At 65.6% G+C, this 21,172-nt stretch carries 17 protein-coding genes; 6 read left to right on the top strand and 11 right to left on the bottom strand.

Annotated elements, in window-relative coordinates; all coding sequences use genetic code 11:
- Window positions 1–6: 6 nt before the first annotated feature.
- Together map and L6637_RS23985 are read right to left on the bottom strand one after the other, a co-directional pair.
- Window positions 7–825, bottom strand: a complete 819-nt coding sequence (gene map / locus L6637_RS23990; protein WP_237859911.1) for a type I methionyl aminopeptidase — start codon at window positions 823–825, stop codon at window positions 7–9.
- Window positions 826–946: 121 nt separating this feature from the next.
- Window positions 947–2,263, bottom strand: a complete 1,317-nt coding sequence (locus tag L6637_RS23985; protein WP_237859909.1) for a mechanosensitive ion channel family protein — start codon at window positions 2,261–2,263, stop codon at window positions 947–949.
- Between the two features lie 211 nt (window positions 2,264–2,474).
- Between L6637_RS23985 and L6637_RS23980 the strand changes: the two genes are divergently transcribed.
- On the top strand, window positions 2,475–4,268 hold the full coding sequence (locus L6637_RS23980) for a potassium/proton antiporter (protein WP_237859907.1): 1,794 nt from the start codon (window positions 2,475–2,477) through the stop codon (window positions 4,266–4,268).
- 167 nt (window positions 4,269–4,435) lie between these two features.
- On the opposite strand, the gene modC is transcribed toward L6637_RS23980, so the two are convergent.
- From modC to mepA, 5 genes are all read right to left on the bottom strand, one after another.
- Window positions 4,436–5,098: a molybdenum ABC transporter ATP-binding protein gene (gene modC / locus L6637_RS23975; RefSeq protein ID WP_237859905.1), complete on the bottom strand. Its 663-nt coding sequence runs from the start codon at window positions 5,096–5,098 to the stop codon at window positions 4,436–4,438.
- Between the two features lie 2 nt (window positions 5,099–5,100).
- Window positions 5,101–5,796: a molybdate ABC transporter permease subunit gene (gene modB / locus L6637_RS23970; protein ID WP_237872149.1), complete on the bottom strand. Its 696-nt coding sequence runs from the start codon at window positions 5,794–5,796 to the stop codon at window positions 5,101–5,103.
- Between the two features lie 6 nt (window positions 5,797–5,802).
- The gene (modA, locus tag L6637_RS23965; protein WP_237859899.1) at window positions 5,803–6,582 is read right to left on the bottom strand and encodes a molybdate ABC transporter substrate-binding protein; all 780 of its coding nucleotides are present in this window, start codon (window positions 6,580–6,582) and stop codon (window positions 5,803–5,805) included.
- A 191-nt stretch (window positions 6,583–6,773) separates the two neighbouring features.
- The gene (locus L6637_RS23960; protein ID WP_237859897.1) at window positions 6,774–7,280 is read right to left on the bottom strand and encodes a hypothetical protein; all 507 of its coding nucleotides are present in this window, start codon (window positions 7,278–7,280) and stop codon (window positions 6,774–6,776) included.
- 237 nt (window positions 7,281–7,517) lie between these two features.
- The gene (gene mepA / locus L6637_RS23955) at window positions 7,518–8,462 is read right to left on the bottom strand and encodes a penicillin-insensitive murein endopeptidase (protein ID WP_237859895.1); all 945 of its coding nucleotides are present in this window, start codon (window positions 8,460–8,462) and stop codon (window positions 7,518–7,520) included.
- A gap of 466 nt (window positions 8,463–8,928) precedes the next feature.
- Here mepA and L6637_RS23950 point away from each other — a divergent pair, with 466 nt between their 5' ends.
- On the top strand, window positions 8,929–11,094 hold the full coding sequence (locus tag L6637_RS23950; protein WP_237859893.1) for a putative bifunctional diguanylate cyclase/phosphodiesterase: 2,166 nt from the start codon (window positions 8,929–8,931) through the stop codon (window positions 11,092–11,094).
- A 190-nt stretch (window positions 11,095–11,284) separates the two neighbouring features.
- Here L6637_RS23950 and L6637_RS23945 read toward each other — a convergent pair whose 3' ends face one another.
- The 3 genes from L6637_RS23945 to L6637_RS23935 all read right to left on the bottom strand — a co-directional run bounded on the left by L6637_RS23945 (window position 11,285) and on the right by L6637_RS23935 (window position 15,222).
- Window positions 11,285–11,767 (bottom strand): hypothetical protein, encoded by a 483-nt coding sequence (locus tag L6637_RS23945; protein ID WP_237859891.1) that lies wholly within the window; start codon window positions 11,765–11,767, stop codon window positions 11,285–11,287.
- A 122-nt stretch (window positions 11,768–11,889) separates the two neighbouring features.
- On the bottom strand, window positions 11,890–13,854 hold the full coding sequence (locus L6637_RS23940; protein WP_237859889.1) for a methyl-accepting chemotaxis protein: 1,965 nt from the start codon (window positions 13,852–13,854) through the stop codon (window positions 11,890–11,892).
- 213 nt (window positions 13,855–14,067) lie between these two features.
- On the bottom strand, window positions 14,068–15,222 hold the full coding sequence (locus L6637_RS23935) for an acyl-CoA dehydrogenase family protein (RefSeq protein ID WP_237859888.1): 1,155 nt from the start codon (window positions 15,220–15,222) through the stop codon (window positions 14,068–14,070).
- Window positions 15,223–15,422: 200 nt separating this feature from the next.
- Between L6637_RS23935 and L6637_RS23930 the strand changes: the two genes are divergently transcribed.
- Window positions 15,423–17,033, top strand: coding sequence for an amidase family protein (locus L6637_RS23930; protein WP_237859886.1), 1,611 nt, complete (start codon window positions 15,423–15,425; stop codon window positions 17,031–17,033).
- Window positions 17,034–17,063: 30 nt separating this feature from the next.
- Window positions 17,064–17,810: a hypothetical protein gene (locus L6637_RS23925; RefSeq protein WP_237859884.1), complete on the top strand. Its 747-nt coding sequence runs from the start codon at window positions 17,064–17,066 to the stop codon at window positions 17,808–17,810.
- Between the two features lie 4 nt (window positions 17,811–17,814).
- Here the strand turns inward: L6637_RS23925 and plsY are convergent, their stop codons facing one another.
- Complete coding sequence (plsY, locus tag L6637_RS23920) at window positions 17,815–18,483, bottom strand: glycerol-3-phosphate 1-O-acyltransferase PlsY (RefSeq protein ID WP_237859880.1); 669 nt, start codon at window positions 18,481–18,483, stop codon at window positions 17,815–17,817.
- Between the two features lie 122 nt (window positions 18,484–18,605).
- Between plsY and L6637_RS23915 the strand changes: the two genes are divergently transcribed.
- Together L6637_RS23915 and L6637_RS23910 are read left to right on the top strand one after the other, a co-directional pair.
- The gene (locus tag L6637_RS23915; RefSeq protein ID WP_237859877.1) at window positions 18,606–19,961 is read left to right on the top strand and encodes a serine hydrolase domain-containing protein; all 1,356 of its coding nucleotides are present in this window, start codon (window positions 18,606–18,608) and stop codon (window positions 19,959–19,961) included.
- Between the two features lie 133 nt (window positions 19,962–20,094).
- Window positions 20,095–21,120 (top strand): serine hydrolase domain-containing protein, encoded by a 1,026-nt coding sequence (locus L6637_RS23910; protein ID WP_237859875.1) that lies wholly within the window; start codon window positions 20,095–20,097, stop codon window positions 21,118–21,120.
- Window positions 21,121–21,172 lie beyond the last annotated feature (52 nt).

Here is a 21,172-nt window from a genome sequence, read left to right as displayed (position 1 = left end):
AGCAGATCAGCCGATCTGCTTCTCGCCATGCCGCTCCGAGAGCGTGAAGATCTCGACGCCGGTGGCGGTGACGCCGACCGAGTGCTCGAACTGCGCCGACAGCGAGCGATCGCGCGTCACAGCGGTCCAGCCGTCGGACAGGATCTTCACATGCGGCTTGCCGAGATTGATCATCGGCTCGATGGTGAAGAACATGCCGGGCTTGAGCTGCACGCCTTCGCCGGGCCGGCCGATATGGATGATGTTCGGCTCGTCGTGGAACATGCGGCCGAGACCATGGCCGCAGAAATCGCGCACCACGCTCATGCCCTGCGGCTCGACGAAGCTCTGGATAGCGTGGCCGATGTCGCCGGTGGTGGCGCCGGGCTTCACGGCGGCGATGCCGCGCATCATCGCTTCATAGGTCACTTCGATCAGCCGCTCGGCCTTGCGCGCGATCGGGCCGACCGCATACATCCGGCTGGAATCGCCGTACCAGCCGTCGACGATGAAGGTGACATCGATGTTGACGATGTCGCCTTCCTTCAGCGGACGGTCGCCGGGCATGCCGTGGCAGACCACGTGGTTGAGCGAGGTGCAGGTTGAATAGCGATAGCCGCGATACATCAGCGTCGCCGGATAGGCGCCGTGGCTGAAGGCGAAGTCGCGCACGAACTCGTCGATACGGTCGGTCGGCACGCCCGGGCCGACGATGTCGGTGAGCTCGTCGAGGCACTTCGCCACCAGAGCACCCGCCTTGCGCATGCCGGCAAAGGCGGCCGGCCCATGCAGCTTGATCTGTCCGGTCTTGCGCAGGGAGGTATCGGTGGCTTCGACGTAGCTCATGCGGGCTGGTTCTTCTGGCTCGGGCCCGTTACGGGCGGAAAGGCTTGATTTCAGGCCCTAATTTAATGATTGCGGGCCTTGGTGCAAGCTTGGCTTACCCGCCATGCGCCCGAAAGCAGGCTCAATTCGGGACTTCTACGGTGGTTTCGACCGGCAGCGCCCCGCCGCGGACGCGGATTTCGCGGACGGGGTAGGGAACCCGGATGCCCTCGCGCTTGAAGGCATCCCACAGCGCCAGCATCACGTCGCTCTTGACGGCATCCATGCCGTCGGGGTCCGCAAGCCAGAGCGTCAGCGAGAACTTCATGCCGGCCTCCGCGAACTCGGTCAGCAGGCAGTTCGGCGGCTTGCCCTTTTGCGCGCGCGGATGGGCGGAGGCGGTCTCGATCGCGAGCCTGCAGACCAGCTTGGGGTCGGCGTCGTAATTGGTGCCGAAGGTGATCTTCACCAGCGTGTTCTTGTCGGTATAGGTCCAGTTGACGACCTTCTGCGTCACCAGGTCCTCGTTCGGCACCAGGAATTCGCGGCCGTCGCCGGCGGCGACGGAAATATAGCGCGTCTTCATCGCGCTGATGCGGCCGGTATTGTCGCCGATGGTGACGAGGTCCCCCGGCTTCACCGATTTGTCGGCGAGCAGGATGATGCCGGAGATGAAGTTGGCGACGATCTTCTGCAGGCCGATACCGATACCGACACCGACCGCGCCGGAGAACACCGCAAGCGCCGAGAGGTCGATGCCGACAGTGCCGAGCGCGATCACGATCGCGACCGCAAGCAGCCCGATGCGGATGATCTTGATCAGCAGCACCTGGACCGATGGCGTCAGATCGGTCGTCGAGTTGATCTTGCTCTCGGCGAAATTGCTGGCGATGTTGGTGAGCCAGAGCGCGAAAATCAGCAGTGCGCCGGCCTTGAGTAGCAGCAGCGGCGTCAGCCTGAGTCCGCCGAGCACGATGGCGTAGGAGTCGAGCAGGTCGACCGTGCTGTCGAGCTGGCCGAGGATGGACAGCGCGGCGACGAACCAGGCCACGATCGACACCAGCCTGACGAAGAAGGCATTGCGCAGCACCGAGGTGACGAGCCGGATCGCGAGCCAGGCGAGCCCCAGCTTGGCGGCGACCATCAGGAGATAGGAGCGGCTCGGCCAGGTCGCGTGATACATCACCACCCGCGAGATGATCACCAGCAGCGTGAACACCGCCGTCGAGGCGCTCGAGACCATCACGCGGGCGAAGTGCCGGAGCGGCAGCGGCCAGCGGTTCGCCACCGAGCTCATGTCGACGCGGTTGTGAACGCCGGCGTCCGCCGCATAGGCGATCCCGGCCGCCGCCAGGATCAGCCCGAATTGCAGGTAGAACCAGGGCGAGGAGATCTCCGCTCCCACGCTGCGCGCAGTCGTCTGCACGAACTCCATGAGGTCTTTGAGGTCCATGTCCATTTGGTGGTCTCGGGGAAGCGGTCGGGCGGGTTTGATTCGAAGGCGCTGCAGAATCCCACAAAGGCTGCAGCCGAGCCATCGATACACCGTGAAGTGAAGCGCGTTAAGGCCGCAAAATACGGGCAGATTGCCGCGAGCAGCGAAAATGGGTTGGCGCAGGAGTGTGGCGACGATAAGGATGCAATTCCAGCGATTTGTACCCGGAAGGTGGATGGCCTCCCTCGACTCTTTCAGCATCGCCATTCTGCTCGGCGCCGTCCTCGTCATGGCCGGCATCCTGTCGAGCCTGCTCGCGCTGCGCTTCGGTGCGCCGCTGCTGCTTGTCTTCCTCGCGATCGGCATGCTGGCGGGTGATGCAGGTCCCGGCCAGCTCCAGTTCAACGATGTCGGCACCACCTATCTGGTCGGATCGGTGGCGCTCGCGCTGATCCTGTTCGACGGCGGGTTGAAGACGCGCTTTGCCAGCATCCGCACCGTGCTCGCACCCTCCGTGGTGCTCGCGACCGTCGGCGTGCTGCTGACCGCGCTGATCACGGCGCCGTTTGCGAAATACGCGCTCGACCTCAACTGGACGGAGTCGCTGCTGGTCGGCGCGGTGGTGGCCTCGACCGACGCGGCCGCGGTGTTCCTGCTGGTGCACACCCAGGGGCTGCGCCTGCGCCCGCGCGTCGGCGCGACACTGGAGGCGGAATCCGGCACCAACGATCCCTTCGCGATCTTCCTGACGCTCATGCTGGTCGAATACATCTCGCTGGGGTCGAGCAGCCCAGGCCATGTGGTGATGGAGTTTGTCCAGGAGGCGTTGCTCGGCGCCGTCGTCGGCGTGATAGGCGGACGCCTCGTCGTCATCGGGCTCAACAAGGTCGCGCTGCCGCAGGGCCTGCACGCCCCGTTCGTGACCACGGCTGCGCTGGTCATCTTCGGCGGCTCGCAAATCATGCACGCCTCGGGATTCCTTGCCGTCTATCTCGCCGGCATCATCATCGGCAACCGGCCGACACGCGCGCACAATTCGGTGGTGGCGTTCCTGGATGCCGCGACCTGGCTGGCGCAGATCGTGATGTTCGTGTTGCTGGGCCTGTTGGTGTCGCCGAGCCGGCTGGGCTCCAGCGTGCTGCCGGCGATTGCCGTCTCGCTGGTGCTGATGCTGGTGGCGCGGCCGATCGCGGTGTTCGTGTGCCTTGCGCCATTCCGCTTCAACTGGCGCGAAAAGATATTCATCGCCTGGACGGGCCTGCGCGGCGCGGTCGCGATTTTCCTGGCGTCGATCCCGATGCTGGTCGGCCTGTCCAAGGCCTATCTCTATTTCGACGTCGCCTTCGTCGTCGTGATCATCTCGCTGCTGCTGCAGGGCTGGACGCTGGCGCCCGCCGCGCGCAAGCTGCACGTGGCGCTGCCGCGCGCCGAGCGCGGGCCGCGTCGTGTCGAGCTGGATCTGCCGGGCCAGCTCGAGCAGCAGCTCGTCGGCTATCCGGTGCGGCCGAAGAGCCTGTATTTCCGCCGCGGCCTGATTCCATCCTGGTCGAAGCCGACGCTGGTGATCCGCAACGAGCACATCCTCACGCCCGCGGAAGCCGAGCCGGTCGCGCCCGGCGACTACATCTACCTGCTGGCGCCGCCAGAGAAGGCCGAGGCGCTCGACCGCTTCTTCGTCGACATGCAGCCGAGCACGGCACCCGATCCGCATCTGCTCGGCGACTTCGTGGTCTCGGGCGAGCACACGCTCGCCGAGCTCGCCGAGATCTACGGCGTGAAGGTGACCGAGGACGAGGGCAAGCTCACGCTTGCCGATTATTTCGACGTCCATCTCGACCGCGCGCCGAAGGAAGGCGCGGAGCTGCCGCTCGACGAGATCGTGCTGGTCGCACGTAGCATCTCCGGCGGCCGTGTCAATGTCGTCGGTCTGCGCCTGCCGGAAGACGACGAGACGCCGGCGCCACTGACGCGGCGGCAGGCGCTGCGGAAGAAGCTCGCGGAGATCTGGTCGTCGGTGGCGGGGGTTTAGGCCGCTCTCGTTTTTGGCGAACCGCTTCCACACCCTCGCTGTCATTGTCCGCGAAGGCGGGCAATCCAGTATTCCAGAGGCCGTGCTGGGACACGGAGAGGCCGCGGCGTACTGGATGCCCCGGTCAAGCCGGGGCATGACAGCGGTGAGTGGGGCTGCTGGTGCCTCTACGTCAGCACCTTCACCCCGCCGAACGACGTCACGCGGCCCTGCCTCAGCATCACGATCTGCGTCGCGAGCTGGCGCAATTCGGCGACGTCATGGCTGACATAGACCATGGGGATATTGGCCTCGTCCCGCAGCCGCACCAGGTAGGGCAAAATCTCGAGCTTGCGGGCCTCGTCGAGCGCGCCGAGCGGCTCGTCGAGCAGCAACAGGCGCGGCTTTGACAACAGCGCGCGGCCGAGCGCCACGCGCTGGCGCTCGCCGCCGGAAAGTTTTCCGGGACGACGGTCGAGCAGCGCGCCGATGTCGAGCAGCTCGATCACGCGCGTGTGCTGGGCAGCATCGGGCGCGAGGCGGTTCATCCGCCTTCCATAGTCAAGATTTTGCGCGACGTTGAGATGCGGAAACAGCCGCGCATCTTGGAAGACGTAGCCGATGCGGCGGCGCCAGGTCGGCACATGAATGCCGGCCGCGGTGTCGTCGACCGTCTCGCCGTCGATGATGATGGTGCCGCGGTCGGGCCGCAAGAGGCCGGCGATCATGTTGATCAGCGAGGTCTTGCCGGCGCCGGACGCGCCGAACAGGCCGGTGACGCGGCCCTCGCTGGCGAAGGTCGCGTGCAGCGAGAACTCGCCAAGCTGCTTTTCGACGTCGACACGCAGCATGGTCAATTCCCGTGCAGGCGCGCGGTGGCGCGGCGGGCGAACCATTCGGCGCCGATGAGCGCGCCGAGCGCGAGCACGATCGAGACGATGACAAGGCGGCCCGCCGCCGCATCGCCGTCAGGCGTCTGGATCAGCGAATAGATTGCCGACGAAATCGTCTGGGTCTCGCCGGGAATGTTGGAGACGAAGGTGATGGTGGCACCGAACTCGCCGATCGCCTTGGCAAAGCCGAGCACCATGCCGGCGAGCACGCCGGGCAGCGCCAGCGGCAGCGTCACCGTGAAGAACACTTTGAACGGCGCGGCGCCGAGCGTCTCGGCGGCCTGCTCGAGCTTGCGGTCGATCGCCTCGATCGACAGCCGCATCGGCCGCACCAGCAGCGGAAACGACATCACGCCGCAAGCGAGTGCTGCTCCAGTCCAACGGAAGGCGAAGACGATGCCGAGATGATCGGCGAGGAAGGTGCCGACAAGGCCGCGACGGCCGAAGGTGAGCAGCAGCAGGTAGCCGGTGACGACAGGCGGCAGCACCAGAGGCAGATGCACGATCGCATCGAGCACCGACTTGCCCCAAAAATCCCTGCGGGCGAGCAGCCACGCCAAGGCAATGCCGAATGGCGTTGCCACCAGCGTCGCGATGATTGCGACCCTGAGCGAGAGCAGGATCGCCGTCCATTCAGCGGGAGAGATGTCGAGCACGAAAAATCAGGTCGTCGGGCTGATCAGGAATTTAAAGCCGTATTTTTCAAGAATGGTCTTGGCCGCCGACGTCCGCAGGAAGGCGAGATAGTCGTTCGTCTCCTGCTTCGCGGTGGTGGTTGCCGCGACGGGATAGATGATCGCGGGATGCGAATCCGCCGGGAAGGTGCCGACGATCTTCACGCCGGGCTCGACCTTGGCGTCGGTGGAATAGACGATGCCGAGATTGGCTTCGCCGCGGGCCACCAGCGTCAGCGCGGCGCGCACGCTCTCGGCCATGGCGAATTTCGGCTCAGCGGCCTGCCAGGCCCCCAGCTTCTCCAGCGCGGCCTTGGCGTATTTCCCGACTGGCACGGATTTCACATCGCCGGTCGCGATCCTGCCGTCGCCGGCGAGTTTTGCGAGGTCGAAGCCTTGCGCGATGGTGACGTTGTCGATCTTGGAATCCTTCGGCGCGATCAGCACGATGCTGTTGCCGAGCAGGTTGACCCTGGAAGCCTCGTTGATGGTCTTCCTGGAGGCGGCGTAGTCCATCCAGTCGGTGTCGGCGGAGACGAATACATCGGCCGGCGCGCCTTGCTCGATCTGCTTGGCCAGCACGGAGCTTGCGGCATAGCTGACACTGAACTTGATGCCGGTCTTGGCGGTGTAGGCGGCGTCGATTTCGTCGAGCGCGTTCTTCATCGAGGCGGCAGCGAAGACCGTGATGGTCTTGTCCTCGGCGCTCGCAGGCGCGAGGCTCGCGAGCATGACGAAGGCGGTGAAAAGTCCGGCGATACGATACATGGATGGCGCTCCGTGCGAGCCCGCGCGCGCAAACGTACGCGCAATTCTGGCGTTGGGTGGATGAGGCGACGGGCGGAAGCGCTGTTCCCGCGTCCCCGCAACGGCTTACGGCCGGCGGGGATATCGCAGCTCTCGAAGATAGCAGGTGAAGGCCTCACGTCAAAGCCGACGGTTTGTCTGACCAGACCCGCTTATTGGGCGGCCGGCAGGATCGAAATCGACAGCGAATTGTCCTTGGCGCCGCTGATCTGGAGCACGAACGGCTTGTCCGACAGCTCGTATTTCATGGTCTTGCGGATGCCGTCGCAATCGGTCGCGCCGCTAAAGGCCACAGGCTTGAGGAAATGCCCGTCCTGGACCAGATCGACCCAGGCGCCCGAGGACAGGCTGATCGCGTAGAGCCCGGCTTTCGCCGCCTTGATGCTGGTGAAGCCGGCAAAGGTGCCATCCTTCGGCGCGCGCTCGGGCGGCGAGGGCAGCTTTGCGTCCTGCGGCGCGACCAGCCCCAGCGTGACCGCCGAGGACGGCACCGCCGCCTGCTCGGCTCCCGAGGCGAGCTTGGCACGGTCAGGTGCGGTCAGTGCGGCCCGGTCGCGCTCGATCGGCCATTTGAACTTGTCGCAGCCGCTGGGCTCCTCCGCGGCGAAGGCGGAGGTCGCGCCGATCGAGAGCACGGCAAGGAGAGTGAGGACGCGCATGGCAAATTCTCATCGTTGGCCACGCGTGGGCGCGGCTTGCGGTCAGGTTTTGTCGGAGGCGGGATGCGCATCCCGAAAATGCCGCGGACTTACGGCCGCGCGGCGAGTGCCGATATTAGCGCATTTGAATGGTGCGTACCAACCAACTCATCGTCATCCCGGATCTGCGCGCGCCTGCGGCGCGCTTGTCCGGGACGACGGCGGCGGGTGAGGCGGGACGCTGCCTCCCCACACGCCCTACGGCTTCGCATCGGCCGCGTGCAGCACGGCTTTGCAGGCCGCCGGCATCTGCGCCAGCGTCATCGGCGGTTTCGGCTTCGGCGGCTCCGGCGGCGGCTTGGGGTGCAGCACGCCCTCGCTGAACCAAAACGCGAAGTCGGAGGGCTTGCAGCCCTCGTCCTCGGATTGCGACGGCTGGCCGTGGCAGTCGCTGGCGCCCGCCGGGCAGCGCATGCGGATGTGGAAATGATAGTCGTGGCCCCACCACGGCCGGATCTTCGACAGCCAGGAGCGGTCGCCCTTGGCCTCGCGGCACAGCGCCTTCTTGATTGCGGGATTGACGAAGATGCGCTGCACCGCCGGCTCCTGCGCGGCATCGCGCAGCACCAGCACATGGGCGGGCGTGAACACTTTCGGATCGATGTCGAGGCGATCCTCGCGCACCATCATCACCGCGGACATCTCCTCGCGCTCCTCGCGCGAGAGACGGTGGTCCGGCATCGGCGTCAGCCAGATGTCGGCGTCCAGCCCGATCTGATGGCTGGCATGACCCGACAATGCCGGGCCGCCGCGCGGCTGGCCGATGTCGCCGACCAGAATGCCCGGCCAGCCCGCATCCTTGTGCGCCTTGGCGGCCAGGCGCTTGATCAGCGCGATCATATCAGGGTGGCCGTAGTTCCGATTGCGCGACAGCCGCATCACCTGCCAGGTGTCGCCGTTGAGCGGCATCTGCTCGGCGCCGCCGATGCAGCCCTTCACATAAGAGCCGATCACGTGCGCCGGCCCTTTCGAGGGCAGCAGCTTTCGCGCGAACAGCTCCTTGGCGCCGATCTTGGGATCGTTGGGATTGGCAAGCGGCGGCAGCGGCTTCGGGTTCACGCTGCCCTTGTCCTGGGCCAGCGCGCCGTTGGCGGCCAGGAGCGTCATCACAAGCAGGAGAGGGGCGATGCGGCGGGGACTCATGCTGCATCCTTATAACCCAACGCGGAGCCGATGCCGCATGCGGCGACGCGCCCAACACGACATTTAATTTTCCAATCGGATCATCCCAAAGTCGCATGCCGGGCCGTTCTTTAACGGTGCGATAACGCTATCCTGCATTGACCAAAATTCGTGCGCTGCTCGAGATGCATTTGCGTCCTGCATGCAAGCAGCGTCTGTTCCGGAATTGATTCATGGAGACTGCGCGTTTTTGCAGCTCGGCTCTCGCCGATGGCGAGGCGGAAGCAGGTTCGACGCGCCTGACGACGCTTCTCACGCCTCGCAAACAGGCAAAGCGGTCCTGCGCCAGGCCGCGCCGTCGGTGCCGCCGCTGGCCAAGATTACTTTTCTTTCAGACACTTGGAGCAAGAGTTGCGGCCGCTGGGCGCGGTTAAGGCGTGTGAAGTTGAGTTTGGGGTCCAAAAAAACAAGAAAGCGAAAGCAGGCCGTGATCGCGGGACGACAACCGCGCAAGCCGCGCTTTGCGCGCGCGACTCATCCTTCCGGCGCGCGTGACCAGCTCGTGCAAAGCCGCGCGGAAACTGAAGCCGCCATCGCGGAAGCCCGCAGGTCGCATGAGCGGCTGCGCCAGGCCGTCGATCTCCTGCCGCAAGGCATCGTCATCCTCGATCCCGAAGGCCGCTACGTTCTCTGGAACAAGCAGTATGCCGAGATCTACAGCAAGACCGCCGACCTATTCCGGGAAGGCGCGCGGCTGGAAGACACGCTGCGTGTCGGCGTTGCCCGCGGCGACTATCCAGAAGCGGCCGGTCACGAGGACGAATGGATCGCGGCGCGGCTAAAGAAGCTCTACGAGCCCGGCAAGCGCCACGAGCAGACGTTGTCCGACGGCCGCGTCATCCTGATCGAAGAACGCCGCACCGATGACGGGGGCGTGGTCGGTCTGCGCGTCGACATCACCGAATTGAAGCAGCGCGAGGCCTCGTTCCGCCTGCTGTTCGACGGCAATCCCGTCCCCATGATCGTCTGCGCGCTGGATGACGAGCGCATCCTCGGCGTCAACGACGCCGCGATCGTGCATTATGGCTACAGCCGCGCCGAATTCGAGAAGCTGAAGATCCGCTCGTTGCAGGCCTTCGACAGCGAGCCGCCCTGGACCACCGACGGGTCCAGCGACGAGCAGGCCGCGCGCACGTGGAAGCACGTCAAGGCCGACGGCGCGCTGATCGATCTTGCGATCTATTCCCGCGAATTGACCTATGCCGACCAGCCCGCGGTGCTGCTGGCGCTGATGGACATCACGGAGCGCAAGCGCGCCGAGGCGCGGCTCGCCTTCATGGCCCAGCATGACGCCCTGACCGGCCTGCCCAACCGCAACCTGCTGCGTCAGACCGTGGACGAAATGCTGCTGCACACGCGCCGCAGTCCCGAGAAGGTCGCAGTGCTGATGCTCGGGCTCGACAATTTCAAGTCGGTCAACGACACGCTGGGTCATGCGGTCGGCGACAAGCTGTTGCGCGGCGTCGCCAAGCGGCTGCGCTCGACCCTGCGCGAGGAAGACGCGTTGGCGCGGCTCAATTCCGACGAGTTCGCGATTGTCCAGAGCGGCCTGACGCGGCCCGAGGACGCGGTCGGCCTCGCAAAACGCCTGCTCGAGGCCATCGCCGATCCCTATCTGCTCGATGGCCATTCCGTGGTGATCCGCGCCTCCATCGGCATCGCGATGGCGCCGGGTGACGGCGATGAGTCCGAAAAGCTGCTCAAGAGTGCCGGCATGGCGCTGTCGCGCGCTAAGCTGGACGCGCGCGGCAGCTTCGCCTTCTTCGAGGCCGCACTCGATGCCAAGGCGCAGAGTCGCCGCAAGATCGAGGTCGAGCTGCGCGATGCCATCCAGCACGACGTGCTGCGGCCCTATTACCAGCCGCTGATCGATCTCCAGAGCGGCCGCATCACCGGCTTCGAGGCGCTGGTGCGCTGGCCGCATGCCGAGCGCGGCATGGTCTCGCCGGCCGAGTTCATTCCGGTCGCCGAAGAGACGGGGCTGATTAATCCGCTCGGTGGGCTGATGCTGCGCCGGGCCTGCCTGGATGCTGCGACCTGGCCGGACGACGTCCGCGTCGCCGTCAATCTGTCGCCGCTGCAGTTTCGCAGCGGCAACCTGCTCTCGATGGTGACCGACGCGCTGAAACACTCCGGCCTGCCGCCGCGAAGGCTCGAGCTCGAGATCACCGAGACGCTGCTGCTGGAGAAGAGCGCACAGGTGCTGGCGACGCTGCATGCGCTGCGGGCGCTCGGCGTGCGCATCTCGATGGACGATTTCGGTACCGGCTATTCCAGCCTCAGCTATTTGCGTAGCTTTCCCTTCGACAAGATCAAGATCGACCAGTCCTTCGTGCGCGATCTCGGCGCCAACCGCGAGGCGCAGGCGATCATCCGCTCCATCGTCAGCCTCGGCAAAGGCCTTGGGGTCATCATCACCGCCGAAGGCGTCGAGACCGAAGCAGAGCTGAGCTGCCTCCGCGCCGAGGGCTGCGACGAGGGGCAGGGTTTCCTGTTCAGCAAGGCGCGGCCCAACGCCGAGATCATCAGCCTCCTGGCCGCGCAGCGCGGCATCGACGCCACGGACGAGGAGGACGCCGCGCTGGTGGCGTGAGTTCACCTCTCCCCGCTTGCGGGGAGAGGTCGAATTCGATCGGAGATCGAATTCAGGTGAGGGGGTACAGGTCTCTCGACGATCTCGCGTGGAGAGAGAGGCCCCTCACCCCAACCCTCTCCCCGTAAGAACGGGGCGAGGGAGCGCACCTCTCACGCGGCTGCTATCTCAGCCGACATCATGCAGGCGTCTAGTAGCCGGAGTAGGGGCCGGAGGGCAGGCAGGAATCGTCGACGTAGCGGTAGCCGCCGCCATAACCGTAGCCGCCGCCATAGCCGTAGTACGGCTCAGAGCTGTACGCGGGATAGCCGCCGCCATAGTACCCGCCACCATAATAGCCGCTTCCGTAATAGGCGCTCGCAATTCCGGCGCCGACGACGGCGCCTGCGACACCGTAACCGAGGCGACGGTAGCCATAGCCGCGATAGCCCCAGCCACCGCGATAGGCGAGGCCACCACGATAGCCATAGCCACCGCGATATCCCAACCCGACGCCGCGATAGCCGTAACCGCCGCGGTAGCCGTAGCCCCAGCGCACTTCGGTGGTGGCGGGATCGACCATCGATTTGATCGTCGCCACTGAGGTCGGCATCGGGCCGGCCTGAGCACCCGTGGCGAGCAGGGCACCGGTCGCGGCGAGAACGGCAATACGCAGAGAGTTCGAAAACCTCATGACCATCTCCGTGCTGTGCGGCGGCGCTCTGGCGCGGCCATCGACAGCCTATTCAGAGATAGGCGTGCTGTCGTGTGCTTGATTTAGGTCAAATAGATCGAGGCCGGCTCGCGCGGGCCGCCTTACGCCGCACGAAGCCCGGCCAGGAAAATATCTACGCTCTTTATCAGCACCGAAGCGTGCTGGCCAAGCTCGCCCGAGGCGACCATGACATTGCCGGCGAGCGCCCGCGACTGATCGGCGGCCTGGCTCGCACCGGCGACGTTGGCCGAGACCTCGGTCGTGCCTGTGGAGGCCTGCTGCACGCTGCGGGCGATCTCCCGCGTCGCCGAGCCCTGCTCCTCGACGGCGGCGGCGATCGTGGTGGCGATGCCGCTGATCTCGCGGATGGTGCCACTGATGTCCGAGATCGCGGTGACGCAACTGCCGGTCGCGGCCTGGATCGCGTTGACCTGGGCGGCGATCTCGTCGGTCGCCTTCGCGGTCTGGCTCGCCAGCTCCTTCACCTCGGAGGCGACCACGGCAAAGCCGCGGCCGGCCTCGCCGGCGCGGGCCGCTTCGATGGTGGCATTGAGCGCCAGAAGATTGGTCTGGCTCGCGATCTCGCTGATCAGGCGCAAGACGTCGCCGATGCGCTCGGCGGAAGCCGCAAGGCTCGTGACCATCTCGGTGGTCTCGGTGGCCTTGACCACTGCACCGCTCGCGACCTGGCTGGAATGGGTGACCTGGCGGCCGATCTCGGTGACGGACGAGGCGAGCTCCTCGGTCGCAGCCGCGACCGCATTGACGCTGGTGGAAGCTTCTTCCGATGCGCTCGCTGCGGCGGAGGCGCGCTGCGAGGTGCCGTTGACGCTGGATGTGATCTCGCCGGCGACATGCTGCATGCCCTCGGTCGCCTTGGCGACGGCGGCGACCACGCCCTTGACGTCGGCCTCGAAGCGGTCGGCCATCTGCCGTTGCAGCGCCTGCTTCTCGATCGCGGCCCGGGCCTTGTCGGCCTCCTGCGCCTCGCGTAGCGAGCCTGCCTCGAGCATGCTCTGGCGGAACGTTTCGACCGCCTTCGCCATGGTGCCGAGCTCGTCCGGCCGTTCGCTGCCGGGAATGGTGACGCTGGTGTCGCCGCTCGACAGCCGGTTCATGATCGCGGTGATCGCAGTGAGCGGCCGCGACAGGCCGCGTCCGAGCAGGAACGCCAGCACGATGGCGGCGGCTAGGATTGCGACCGTGCCGAGGATCAGATGGCGCTCGGAGGCCGCGAAGGCGGCCTCATACTCGGTCGTGTCCTTGATGATTTCGAGCACGCCGACCGGTTGCCCGGCATAGTTCTTGATCGGCCCGACATAGACCTCGGCCGGATGGCCGTCGAGCTCGGCCTCGCGCAGCAGCGGCGCGCCTGATATCACGGCCTTCAACTCGTCCGGCTTGGCGACGGCGTTCTCGCCAAAGGTCGAGGACAGCTTGTTGAGCGAGCCGCCGTCGACGGAATAGACCGCAAGGTCGATGCCGAAGCGCTTCTTGGCGCGGTCGACGAACTCCTTGCCGAAGGCGGCGCCGATATCGACATTGGCGATGTTCTTGCCGTCGCGCACGATCGGCGTCATGCCGAAGATGCCGAGCGCTTCGCGGCCCGGCTCGACGCCGACGATCTGGCGGCCGGTCTTGAGCGCCTCGACCACGGTGGCGCGGCGCACGGAGACGTCGTCGCCGAAGGTCTTGGGCGCGTGGACGCGATAGAACGAGATCGCCGGTGGAAGCTGAAAGGTGATCAGCGGGATGCCTTGGGCTTTCAGCGCCTTGTTGGCGTCGCCGAGCAGGGCGCCGAGAGCGTCGCGGTCGCCCCGAGCGATGGAGTCGCCCACTGGCGGCAGCGCCGCGATCACGGCGGAGACGGCGAGTGCCGAACGTCCCTCATAGTCGATGGCTGCGATCACGCTCTCGTATTGCAGCTTGAGCTGCTGATCGAGCGCCATTCGCGTCAGCGCCCGCTGCTGGGTAATCGAGAAGCCGGAGAGGATGGCGCAGGCCACTGCAACGGTCAGTGCAATGGCGAGAATCAGGCGGGCCGCAATCGACTTGAGCTTCAGCATCGAGAATTCCCGGGCATTCCAAAAGATTGATTCTTGGTCTTGCCGAGACGGTCCCAGAAATTGCTTAACAACAATGGCGGTGTGCGTCCGTGTTTCGGCGGAGCCGCCAGCACGCTTTTGCATGACTCATCGCCATGAGCGGACGGAAGTTGCGAAAGCGCTCGGCCTGCATGGTTTGAGATGCCCTGGAACGAGACAAGGCGCCGCAGGCTGCTAGCGATTTTCGGCGAGGATCATCTTACCGACATCCTCAAAATGCGTGTCGCGCGCCTGGATCTGCTGGGTGATGGCGTGCATGTCACGAAACCGTCGCTCGAACGGATGGCTGCGGAAGACGGCGGTGGCGCCGGCCATGCGATAGGCGGTGTCGACCACCGCCGCTGATTGCTGGATGGTCCAGGTTGCGGCGAGCCTGACAGCGCTGCGATGCGCCGGGCTGAAGACGCCAGTCGCCGAGAGGTCGCGCCACATCGCATGCGCTGTCCCGTAGAGATAGGCGCGCGCGGCGCGCAAGTCGCCCTCGGTGCGGCCGATCAGGCCCTGGATCGCCTGGTTGTCGCGCATTGCGCTGGCGGCCAATGACTGATGCTTGGCGCGCGCCAGCGCAATCGCTGCATCCAGCGTCGCGCGCGCGACGCCGAGCGAGACCGCGGCAAAGCCGAGGCTGTAGGTCGAGCCGGTCGGCAGCCGGTAGAGCGGGCCCGGCTCCCGCAGGGCGTCCGGCACGTCGCGGAGCGCGGCGAAGCGATCGGGAATGAAGAGGTCTTTCACCTCGTAGGAATTGGTGCCGGTGCCGGCGAGGCCGATCGCCTGCCAGACGTCGTGCATCACGGCGCTCGCCAGCGGAAACAGCAGGGTGCGCAGCTCCGGCGACCCATCTGCAGTTTTCCGAGGCGTGCCGTCGGCATTGACGATGCGGACATGCGCGCCCAGCCAGCTTGCCTGCGGCGAGCCCGAGGCAAAGTCCCACCGCCCAGTGACGCGGTAGCCGCCCTCGACCGCGCGCGCCTCATGCGCCACCGCGCCCCAGGCGAGAATGCCGGGCGCGGTGTTGAAGATCTCGTTCGCGGTGTCGTGGTCGAGCGCGGCTGCGATCATCGCGCAGACGCTGTTTTGGCCGAGGCACCAGGCGGTGGACGCATCGGCCTTCGCGATCTCCTCAAGCATCTCCATGAAGATCTCGGGCGACGCCTCCGATCCGCCCAGGCTCTGCGGCAGCAGCGCGCGGTAGAGCCCGTTCCCGATCAGCGCGCCCACGACGTCAGGCGTCAACCGTCGCGTCCGCTCGATCTCGTTGGCCTCATCGGCAATCAGCGGCGCGATGGCCCGCGCCCGGGCGACGAGATCGACTTCGACAGTTCCATCCATATCAGCGTTTCCTCGCCCATTCTGCTGTGAGCGGTGAAACCCGATGGTGGTCTATCTGGTGGAGAGGATCAAGGTGGCTCGTGTCCTTCGGCCCCGCGCATAGAGATGAACGACCCGATCTGCTGCCTTGCTGATCAGCTTGTCGCGTGATCAGGATTAATGCTACGTTTTGTAGCATATAAAAGCCCAAGAGGCACGTCATGAAGAAGCCGACCCGCGGCAATGCCGTGCCGCCCGAACTGAGGCTCGAGGACGCGCCGATGAGCGATATCATCGAGGCCCTGGCCGGCGGGCGCGTCACCGCGACGGCGCTCACAAAAGCCTATCTCGCGCGCATCGCGGCCTATGACCGTGGCGGACCGGCGCTGAACTCCGTTCGCGCGCTCAATCCGGACGCGCTCGCAATCGCCAGCGCGCTCGACGGCAGCAGGCCGTCCGTCAAACGGCCGCTGGCCGGCGTGCCGATCCTGGTGAAGGACAACATCGCGACATCGGACAAGCAGCCGACCACGGCGGGCTCGCTGGCGCTGGAGGGCGCGCGTGCGAGGCGCGATGCCACCGTCATCAAGCTGCTGCGCAAGGCCGGCGCGGTGATCCTCGGCAAGGCGAATTTGACCGAGTTCGCCAACATCCTCGCGGTCGAGATGCCCTCGGGCTACTCGTCGCTGGGCGGCCAGGTGAAGAATCCTTTCGTGCCTGATCTGGTGGACGAGCGCGGCATTCCGATCGTGGACCCGGGCGGCTCGAGCTCGGGGTCGGCGGTCGCCGTGGCAGCAGGCCTGTGCGCGGCCTCGGTCGGCACCGAGACCTCGGGTTCGCTGCTGCATCCCGCCAGCCGCAACGGCATCGTCACCGTGAAGCCGACCGTCGGGCTGATCAGCCGCGCCGGCATCGTGCCGATCGCGCACAGCCAGGACACCGCCGGGCCGATGACGCGCTCCGTGCGCGATGCAGCGGTCCTCCTGAACGTTCTGGCCGCCAAGGATCCGCTCGACCCGGCGACGGAGCGGCAGCGTAGGCCGGCCGATTACACCGCCGATCTTACGCGCGATGCGATGAAAGGCGCGCGCATCGGCGTGCCGAGCGATCCCGCCGATCCCTTGAACGATTGCTACTACGGCAAGCTGCCGACTGACGGGGCCAAGCTGATGGCCGAAGCCATCGAGGTGATGGAGGATCTCGGCGCCGTCATCGTGCGCGCCAACATGCCGACGCGCGGCTGGCTTGCCGGCCCTGGCACCAACATGGCCGTGCTCAACCGCAATCCGCTGAGTCCCAACAAGGGCAATCCAACCGGTGCGCCGATCGTGTTCCTCTACGAGCTGAAATACGGCCTCAATCTCTATCTCAGGGATTGGGCGACCAAGACAGACATCAAGACCATGGCCGATGTCATCGCCTTCAACGCCGCGAACCCAGAGAAGGCCTTGCGCTTTGGCCAGGATCTGTTTCTCGCCGCCGACCTCACCAAAGGCGACCTGAGCGAGCGCGAGTACAAATCCGCGCGTGCCATGGATTTGCTCGCGGCCAAGAGGCACGGCATGGATGCCTATATGGACCAGCACAAGGTGGACGCCGTCCTGTTTCCCGGTGCGACTGGCGCTGCAATTGCAGCCAAGGCGGGCTATCCCAGCGTCATGGTGCCCGCAGGCCTCGTCGCGGGCGCCGGCGGCAAGGACACGCCCGATTATCCGCTCGGCATCAGTTTTGCGGGCCGTGCCTGGAGCGAGCACAAGCTGTTGCGGCTCGCCTATGCCTATGAGCAGGCGTCGAATGCGCGGAAGCCGCCGCCGGGCCTGCCGGCGCTGTGAACCTCGGCGGCGGGCGCGCGACCAATGGTGATGCCGATCGTCAGAATTCTCCTGGTCCTGCTCGCATTCGCTTCGCCAGCCTTCGCGCAGGATGGCATCCACGAGCTGAATGCCGCGCGCGATGCCGCCAAGACTTTCAAGGTCTATATCGACGGGATCGCGAAAAAGGGCCAGCGGCCCGACCTGACCCGGCCTGATGTCGGCGCCATGCTCGGCCACATCTACGACCTGGAAGCGCTCGCCGCGCTGCCGCCCCCGGAGGCGAGCGACATGAACTGGCTGCCGGATTGGTTCGACGCTGCCAACACAACCCACAAGCTCTTCATCTTCTACGGCGCAAAGCCGGGACCGCAGCCTGATCTGGCCGCGCTTCAGCGCAACATGATCGAGTATGGCGACCAGTACGCGACCGCGATCAGCTTCATGATCCGCGCCATGGCCCGAGAGGCGGTTGCGATGCCGATGTTCTGGAACGAGCTCCCGCCGGAGCATCGCACCCGCATCCGCGAAGAGGGCATTACGGGCGTTCGCAAGAATAGCGCCCTCTTCATCCTGACCACGGTCTGCGCGGCGATCCAGGGCGCCAGCAAGCCCGCCAACGCCCGCCTGGTCGCGGCTTCGCTGCGCGACACGCGCGAGATTTGGGCGGATTTTCTGTTGCCGGAGGACCGGGCCCGTGTGATCGCCGAACTGGCCGATCTTCCGAAATGGGCGCCGGATGAAATCGCCCGCGCCGATCTCGCCAAATTCACAGCTGCGCTTCAGGCGGTGAATTAGGCGCTCACGAAACCGGGCTGCTCTGCCCGAGGCGCGGCTCCGTGCCTGCCAGCAGCCGCTGAATGTTGGCGCGATGGCGAACGATCACGTAGAGGCTGCCGGCGATCACCAGCAGCCGATAGGGCAGCGGGTGGTCGAAACCGCAGACGAGAGCGATGGCGGTGAATGCCGCGAGCATCGAGCTCAAGGAGACGATCCGCGACAGCGCCAGCGCGATGCCGAAGACTGCCGCTGCCCCCAGTCCCACCGGCCACGACATCGCCAGCAAGACTCCGAGACCGGTCGCCGCGGATTTGCCGCCGGTGAAATTCAGCCAGATCGAGCGGCCATGGCCCAGCAACGCGGCGATGCCGGCGAGGCTCACCGCCCATGGCACCCAGGCTTGCAGATCGGCCGCTGTCGGTGCGCTCGGAGACAGCACGCCATACAGCCAGGGACAGAACGTGCGGGCCACGAAGATCGCCGCCACGCCCTTCAGCACATCGACGACGAGCACCGCCAGGGCGGGCCATTTGCCGAGGGTCCGCAGCACATTCGTCGCGCCAGTCGATCTGGAGCCGTGCTCTCTGATGTCGATACCCCCAAGCAGTTTTCCGGCCAGATAGCCGGTGGGTATCGAGCCGAGCAGATAGGCGATCACCAATCCGGCTGCGCTCGCGATCCAGAAAGTCATAGAGATGTGTCCAATGTCCCGTGAGACCAGTCTATCGCGGACTTCGCTTGATCGCCATGGGGTAGGACCTTGGAGCCACCTTCGCGTTGTAGTAGAAAGCGCCGTGGTTGAGGTGGAAGCTCATGCGTCGCCCGCTCAGGATTTTCGGTGTCGTCGTCGGCCTTTTGGCGCTGACGATCGTGGGGTTAGGCGCCTGGATCGTCATCGCCCGCCAGGACATCTTGCAGCTCGTTACCGCTGGTACGGCGAAGACCGTCTGCTCGAATGTCTTCATGGCCGGGCGCGAGGTGGACGCGATCGTGCAAACCGACCTGCTGGCCCTCGGCTATCGGATCTTTCATCTGGTGAAGGTCGACGTCAGCCCCGCTGAACACCGCGTCGATGCCGCCCTTCTCGGGTTCATCGCCAGGCGTCACGCCCAATATGTCGAGGGCCGGGGTTGCACCAACGTCATGGACGACCAGTCCTGGAAGCGCCCTGCGGCACAGCCGCTTCCGCCCAGGGCGAGCGCGGATGCGCTCTGGCCCGCCGGCGAGAAGGTGGAGCTGTCCGAGAACACACGCTTGCAAGCGGCGGTGAACGATCCGGCCCTGCAAGGCCCGGGCATGCGCGCCATCGTCGTCGTGCAGGACGGGCGTATCATCGCCGAAACCTATGGCGAGGGATTTGGCGCGACAACGCCGCTGCACGGCTGGTCGATGACCAAGAGCGTCACCGCGGCTCTGGTCGGCATGGCCATCAAGGATGGAAAACTGTCGCTCGAGCAGAAGCATCTATTTCCGCAATGGGCCGGAGACGGACGCGCGGAGATCTCGATCGCCGATCTGATGGCCATGACCGCCGGGCTGAAATGGAGCGAAGCCGAGGGCCGCGTCACCGATCCCGGGCGCATGGAATTTCTGGTGCGGGATACCGCAGCTTTCGCGCGGGGGCTTCCGCTGGATACGCCGCCGGGAACGCGATTCAACTATTCCGGCGCCCAGACCGTCCTGCTGACGCGGCTCTGGCAGGACGCGGTCGGCGAGGGCGCTCCCTCCTATCCGCGCGAGCGGTTGTTCAATCCGTTGGGCATGACCAGCGCCGTGCTCGAGGCTGACGAAACAGGCACGTTTCGTGGCGAAGGTTTTCTCTTTGCCACCGCGCGCGATTGGGCGCGATACGGCGAATTTTTGCGCTTGGGCGGGGAATGGAACGGCCAGCAGCTTCTTCCCGTGGGCTTCGTCGACTATATGCGGTCACCCTCTCCCGTATCCGACGAGGGCCACGGCCCGGCCTACGGCCGCGGACAGATCTGGCTGGCCAAGGGCCTGGGCTATGATCTCCCCGCCGACACCTTCATGATGGAAGGGCATCTCCGCCAGGTGATCGCCATCATCCCCTCACGCAAGCTGGTGATCCTGCGCATGGGGATGACGCGCGAGGACATCGGCTTCAGCAACGCCAGACTGCTGCGCGCAATCGTGGCCGCGACCCGCTAGCGCGTGCTGACGGACCGTGTTGCATTCAGCGTCTGCCTGAAATGAAGGCTCTTCCCAAGCCTGCAACGCCGCAAAACGGTCACACAGAACGGCATCCTTGCGACGTCGTCGTGGGGAATGATGGGGGCCTGACATGCGGACATGGACCAGCGTCGTTGCAGCCGTGTGTGCCGTGATCTTCAGCCCCGTCAGAGCCGAGCCTGCACCGGCTTGCGGCATTCCGCACGAAATCCACGATGGATGGACGATGACCGTGCCGGAGAAGCAGGGGCTGAACGCGGCGCTGCTGTGCGCGATGGATGAGGGCATTCGCGGCGGCAAGCTCGCCAATGTCGACGACATCGTCGTCATCAGGCACGGCGTGCTCGTCTACGAGAGCTACTATGACTATCCGCATCAGCTCAATTACGACGCGACCACGCGGCACAACGGCTATTCCATGACCAAGAGCGTGGTCTCGCTGCTGGTCGGCATCGCCATGGATCGCGGTTTGATCAAGGATCTGGACGCTCCGATCGCGTCGTATCTTCCCGACTACAAAGGCTTCCGTGAAGCGGACAAGGATCGCGTCACGCTCCGCCATCTTCTAACGATGTCGGCGGGCTTGGGCACTGACCGGGCGCTCGGCGTCAGGTTCGAGTACAACAGCGTCGAGACGGAATTGGTTGGCACGATCCTGAAGAAGGTCACCGGGAAGGGCGTCGACGTGCTGGCGCAGGAGAATATCTTCGCGCCGCTCGGGATCGAGGATGTCGCCTGGTACAAGGATCCCGTCAGCGGCCTTCCAACGTCGTCCCGCGGGCTGAGCCTGCGTCCTCGCGACTGGGCGAAGATCGGCCAGCTTGTTCTCAATCGGGGCGCCTGGGACGGCAGGCAGATTGTTTCGGCGTCCTGGATCGATCAATCGACGGCCGAGCACATCAAGACGGACAAGGCCGCGTTCAGCTATGGCTATCAATGGTGGATAGGGCATTCGTCGGACACGAGCGGCTCCCTGCAATGGGCCGCTGCACTCGGCTTCAATTCCCAGAAGACCATCGTCATCCCCGCGCTCGACATGGTCGTCGTCTTCAACGCCGGGCGGGAATCCAGGAACATGGTCGCGCCCGAGCTCGACCTGCTGGATCGCTACATCCTGCCGGCGACCTCGCGGGATTGATCGGGGTGCGGCGGCGGTCCAATCGGCGGCTTCTTCGCGTGATCGCAGGGCG

It is taken from the genome of Bradyrhizobium zhengyangense, assembly GCF_022012435.1.
Lineage (GTDB): Bacteria > Pseudomonadota > Alphaproteobacteria > Rhizobiales > Xanthobacteraceae > Bradyrhizobium > Bradyrhizobium zhengyangense.
This window is presented reverse-complemented; position numbering and strand designations above follow the sequence as displayed.

What these genes read in the sequence shown, in the direction of transcription:
- mepA (WP_237859895.1), bottom strand. Translation starts at nt 8,462, where the DNA reads ATGAGTCCCCGCCGCATCGCCCCTCTCCTGCTTGTGATGACGCTCCTG.
- L6637_RS23910 (WP_237859875.1), top strand. Translation starts at nt 20,095, where the DNA reads ATGCGGACATGGACCAGCGTCGTTGCAGCCGTGTGTGCCGTGATCTTC.
- L6637_RS23930 (WP_237859886.1), top strand. Translation starts at nt 15,423, where the DNA reads ATGAAGAAGCCGACCCGCGGCAATGCCGTGCCGCCCGAACTGAGGCTC.
- L6637_RS23940 (WP_237859889.1), bottom strand. Translation starts at nt 13,854, where the DNA reads ATGCTGAAGCTCAAGTCGATTGCGGCCCGCCTGATTCTCGCCATTGCA.
- L6637_RS23960 (WP_237859897.1), bottom strand. Translation starts at nt 7,280, where the DNA reads ATGCGCGTCCTCACTCTCCTTGCCGTGCTCTCGATCGGCGCGACCTCC.
- L6637_RS23925 (WP_237859884.1), top strand. Translation starts at nt 17,064, where the DNA reads ATGCCGATCGTCAGAATTCTCCTGGTCCTGCTCGCATTCGCTTCGCCA.
- L6637_RS23980 (WP_237859907.1), top strand. Translation starts at nt 2,475, where the DNA reads ATGGCCTCCCTCGACTCTTTCAGCATCGCCATTCTGCTCGGCGCCGTC.
- map (WP_237859911.1), bottom strand. Translation starts at nt 825, where the DNA reads ATGAGCTACGTCGAAGCCACCGATACCTCCCTGCGCAAGACCGGACAG.
- modA (WP_237859899.1), bottom strand. Translation starts at nt 6,582, where the DNA reads ATGTATCGTATCGCCGGACTTTTCACCGCCTTCGTCATGCTCGCGAGC.
- L6637_RS23985 (WP_237859909.1), bottom strand. Translation starts at nt 2,263, where the DNA reads ATGGACATGGACCTCAAAGACCTCATGGAGTTCGTGCAGACGACTGCG.
- L6637_RS23915 (WP_237859877.1), top strand. Translation starts at nt 18,606, where the DNA reads ATGCGTCGCCCGCTCAGGATTTTCGGTGTCGTCGTCGGCCTTTTGGCG.
- modC (WP_237859905.1), bottom strand. Translation starts at nt 5,098, where the DNA reads ATGCTGCGTGTCGACGTCGAAAAGCAGCTTGGCGAGTTCTCGCTGCAC.
- plsY (WP_237859880.1), bottom strand. Translation starts at nt 18,483, where the DNA reads ATGACTTTCTGGATCGCGAGCGCAGCCGGATTGGTGATCGCCTATCTG.
- L6637_RS23945 (WP_237859891.1), bottom strand. Translation starts at nt 11,767, where the DNA reads ATGAGGTTTTCGAACTCTCTGCGTATTGCCGTTCTCGCCGCGACCGGT.
- L6637_RS23935 (WP_237859888.1), bottom strand. Translation starts at nt 15,222, where the DNA reads ATGGATGGAACTGTCGAAGTCGATCTCGTCGCCCGGGCGCGGGCCATC.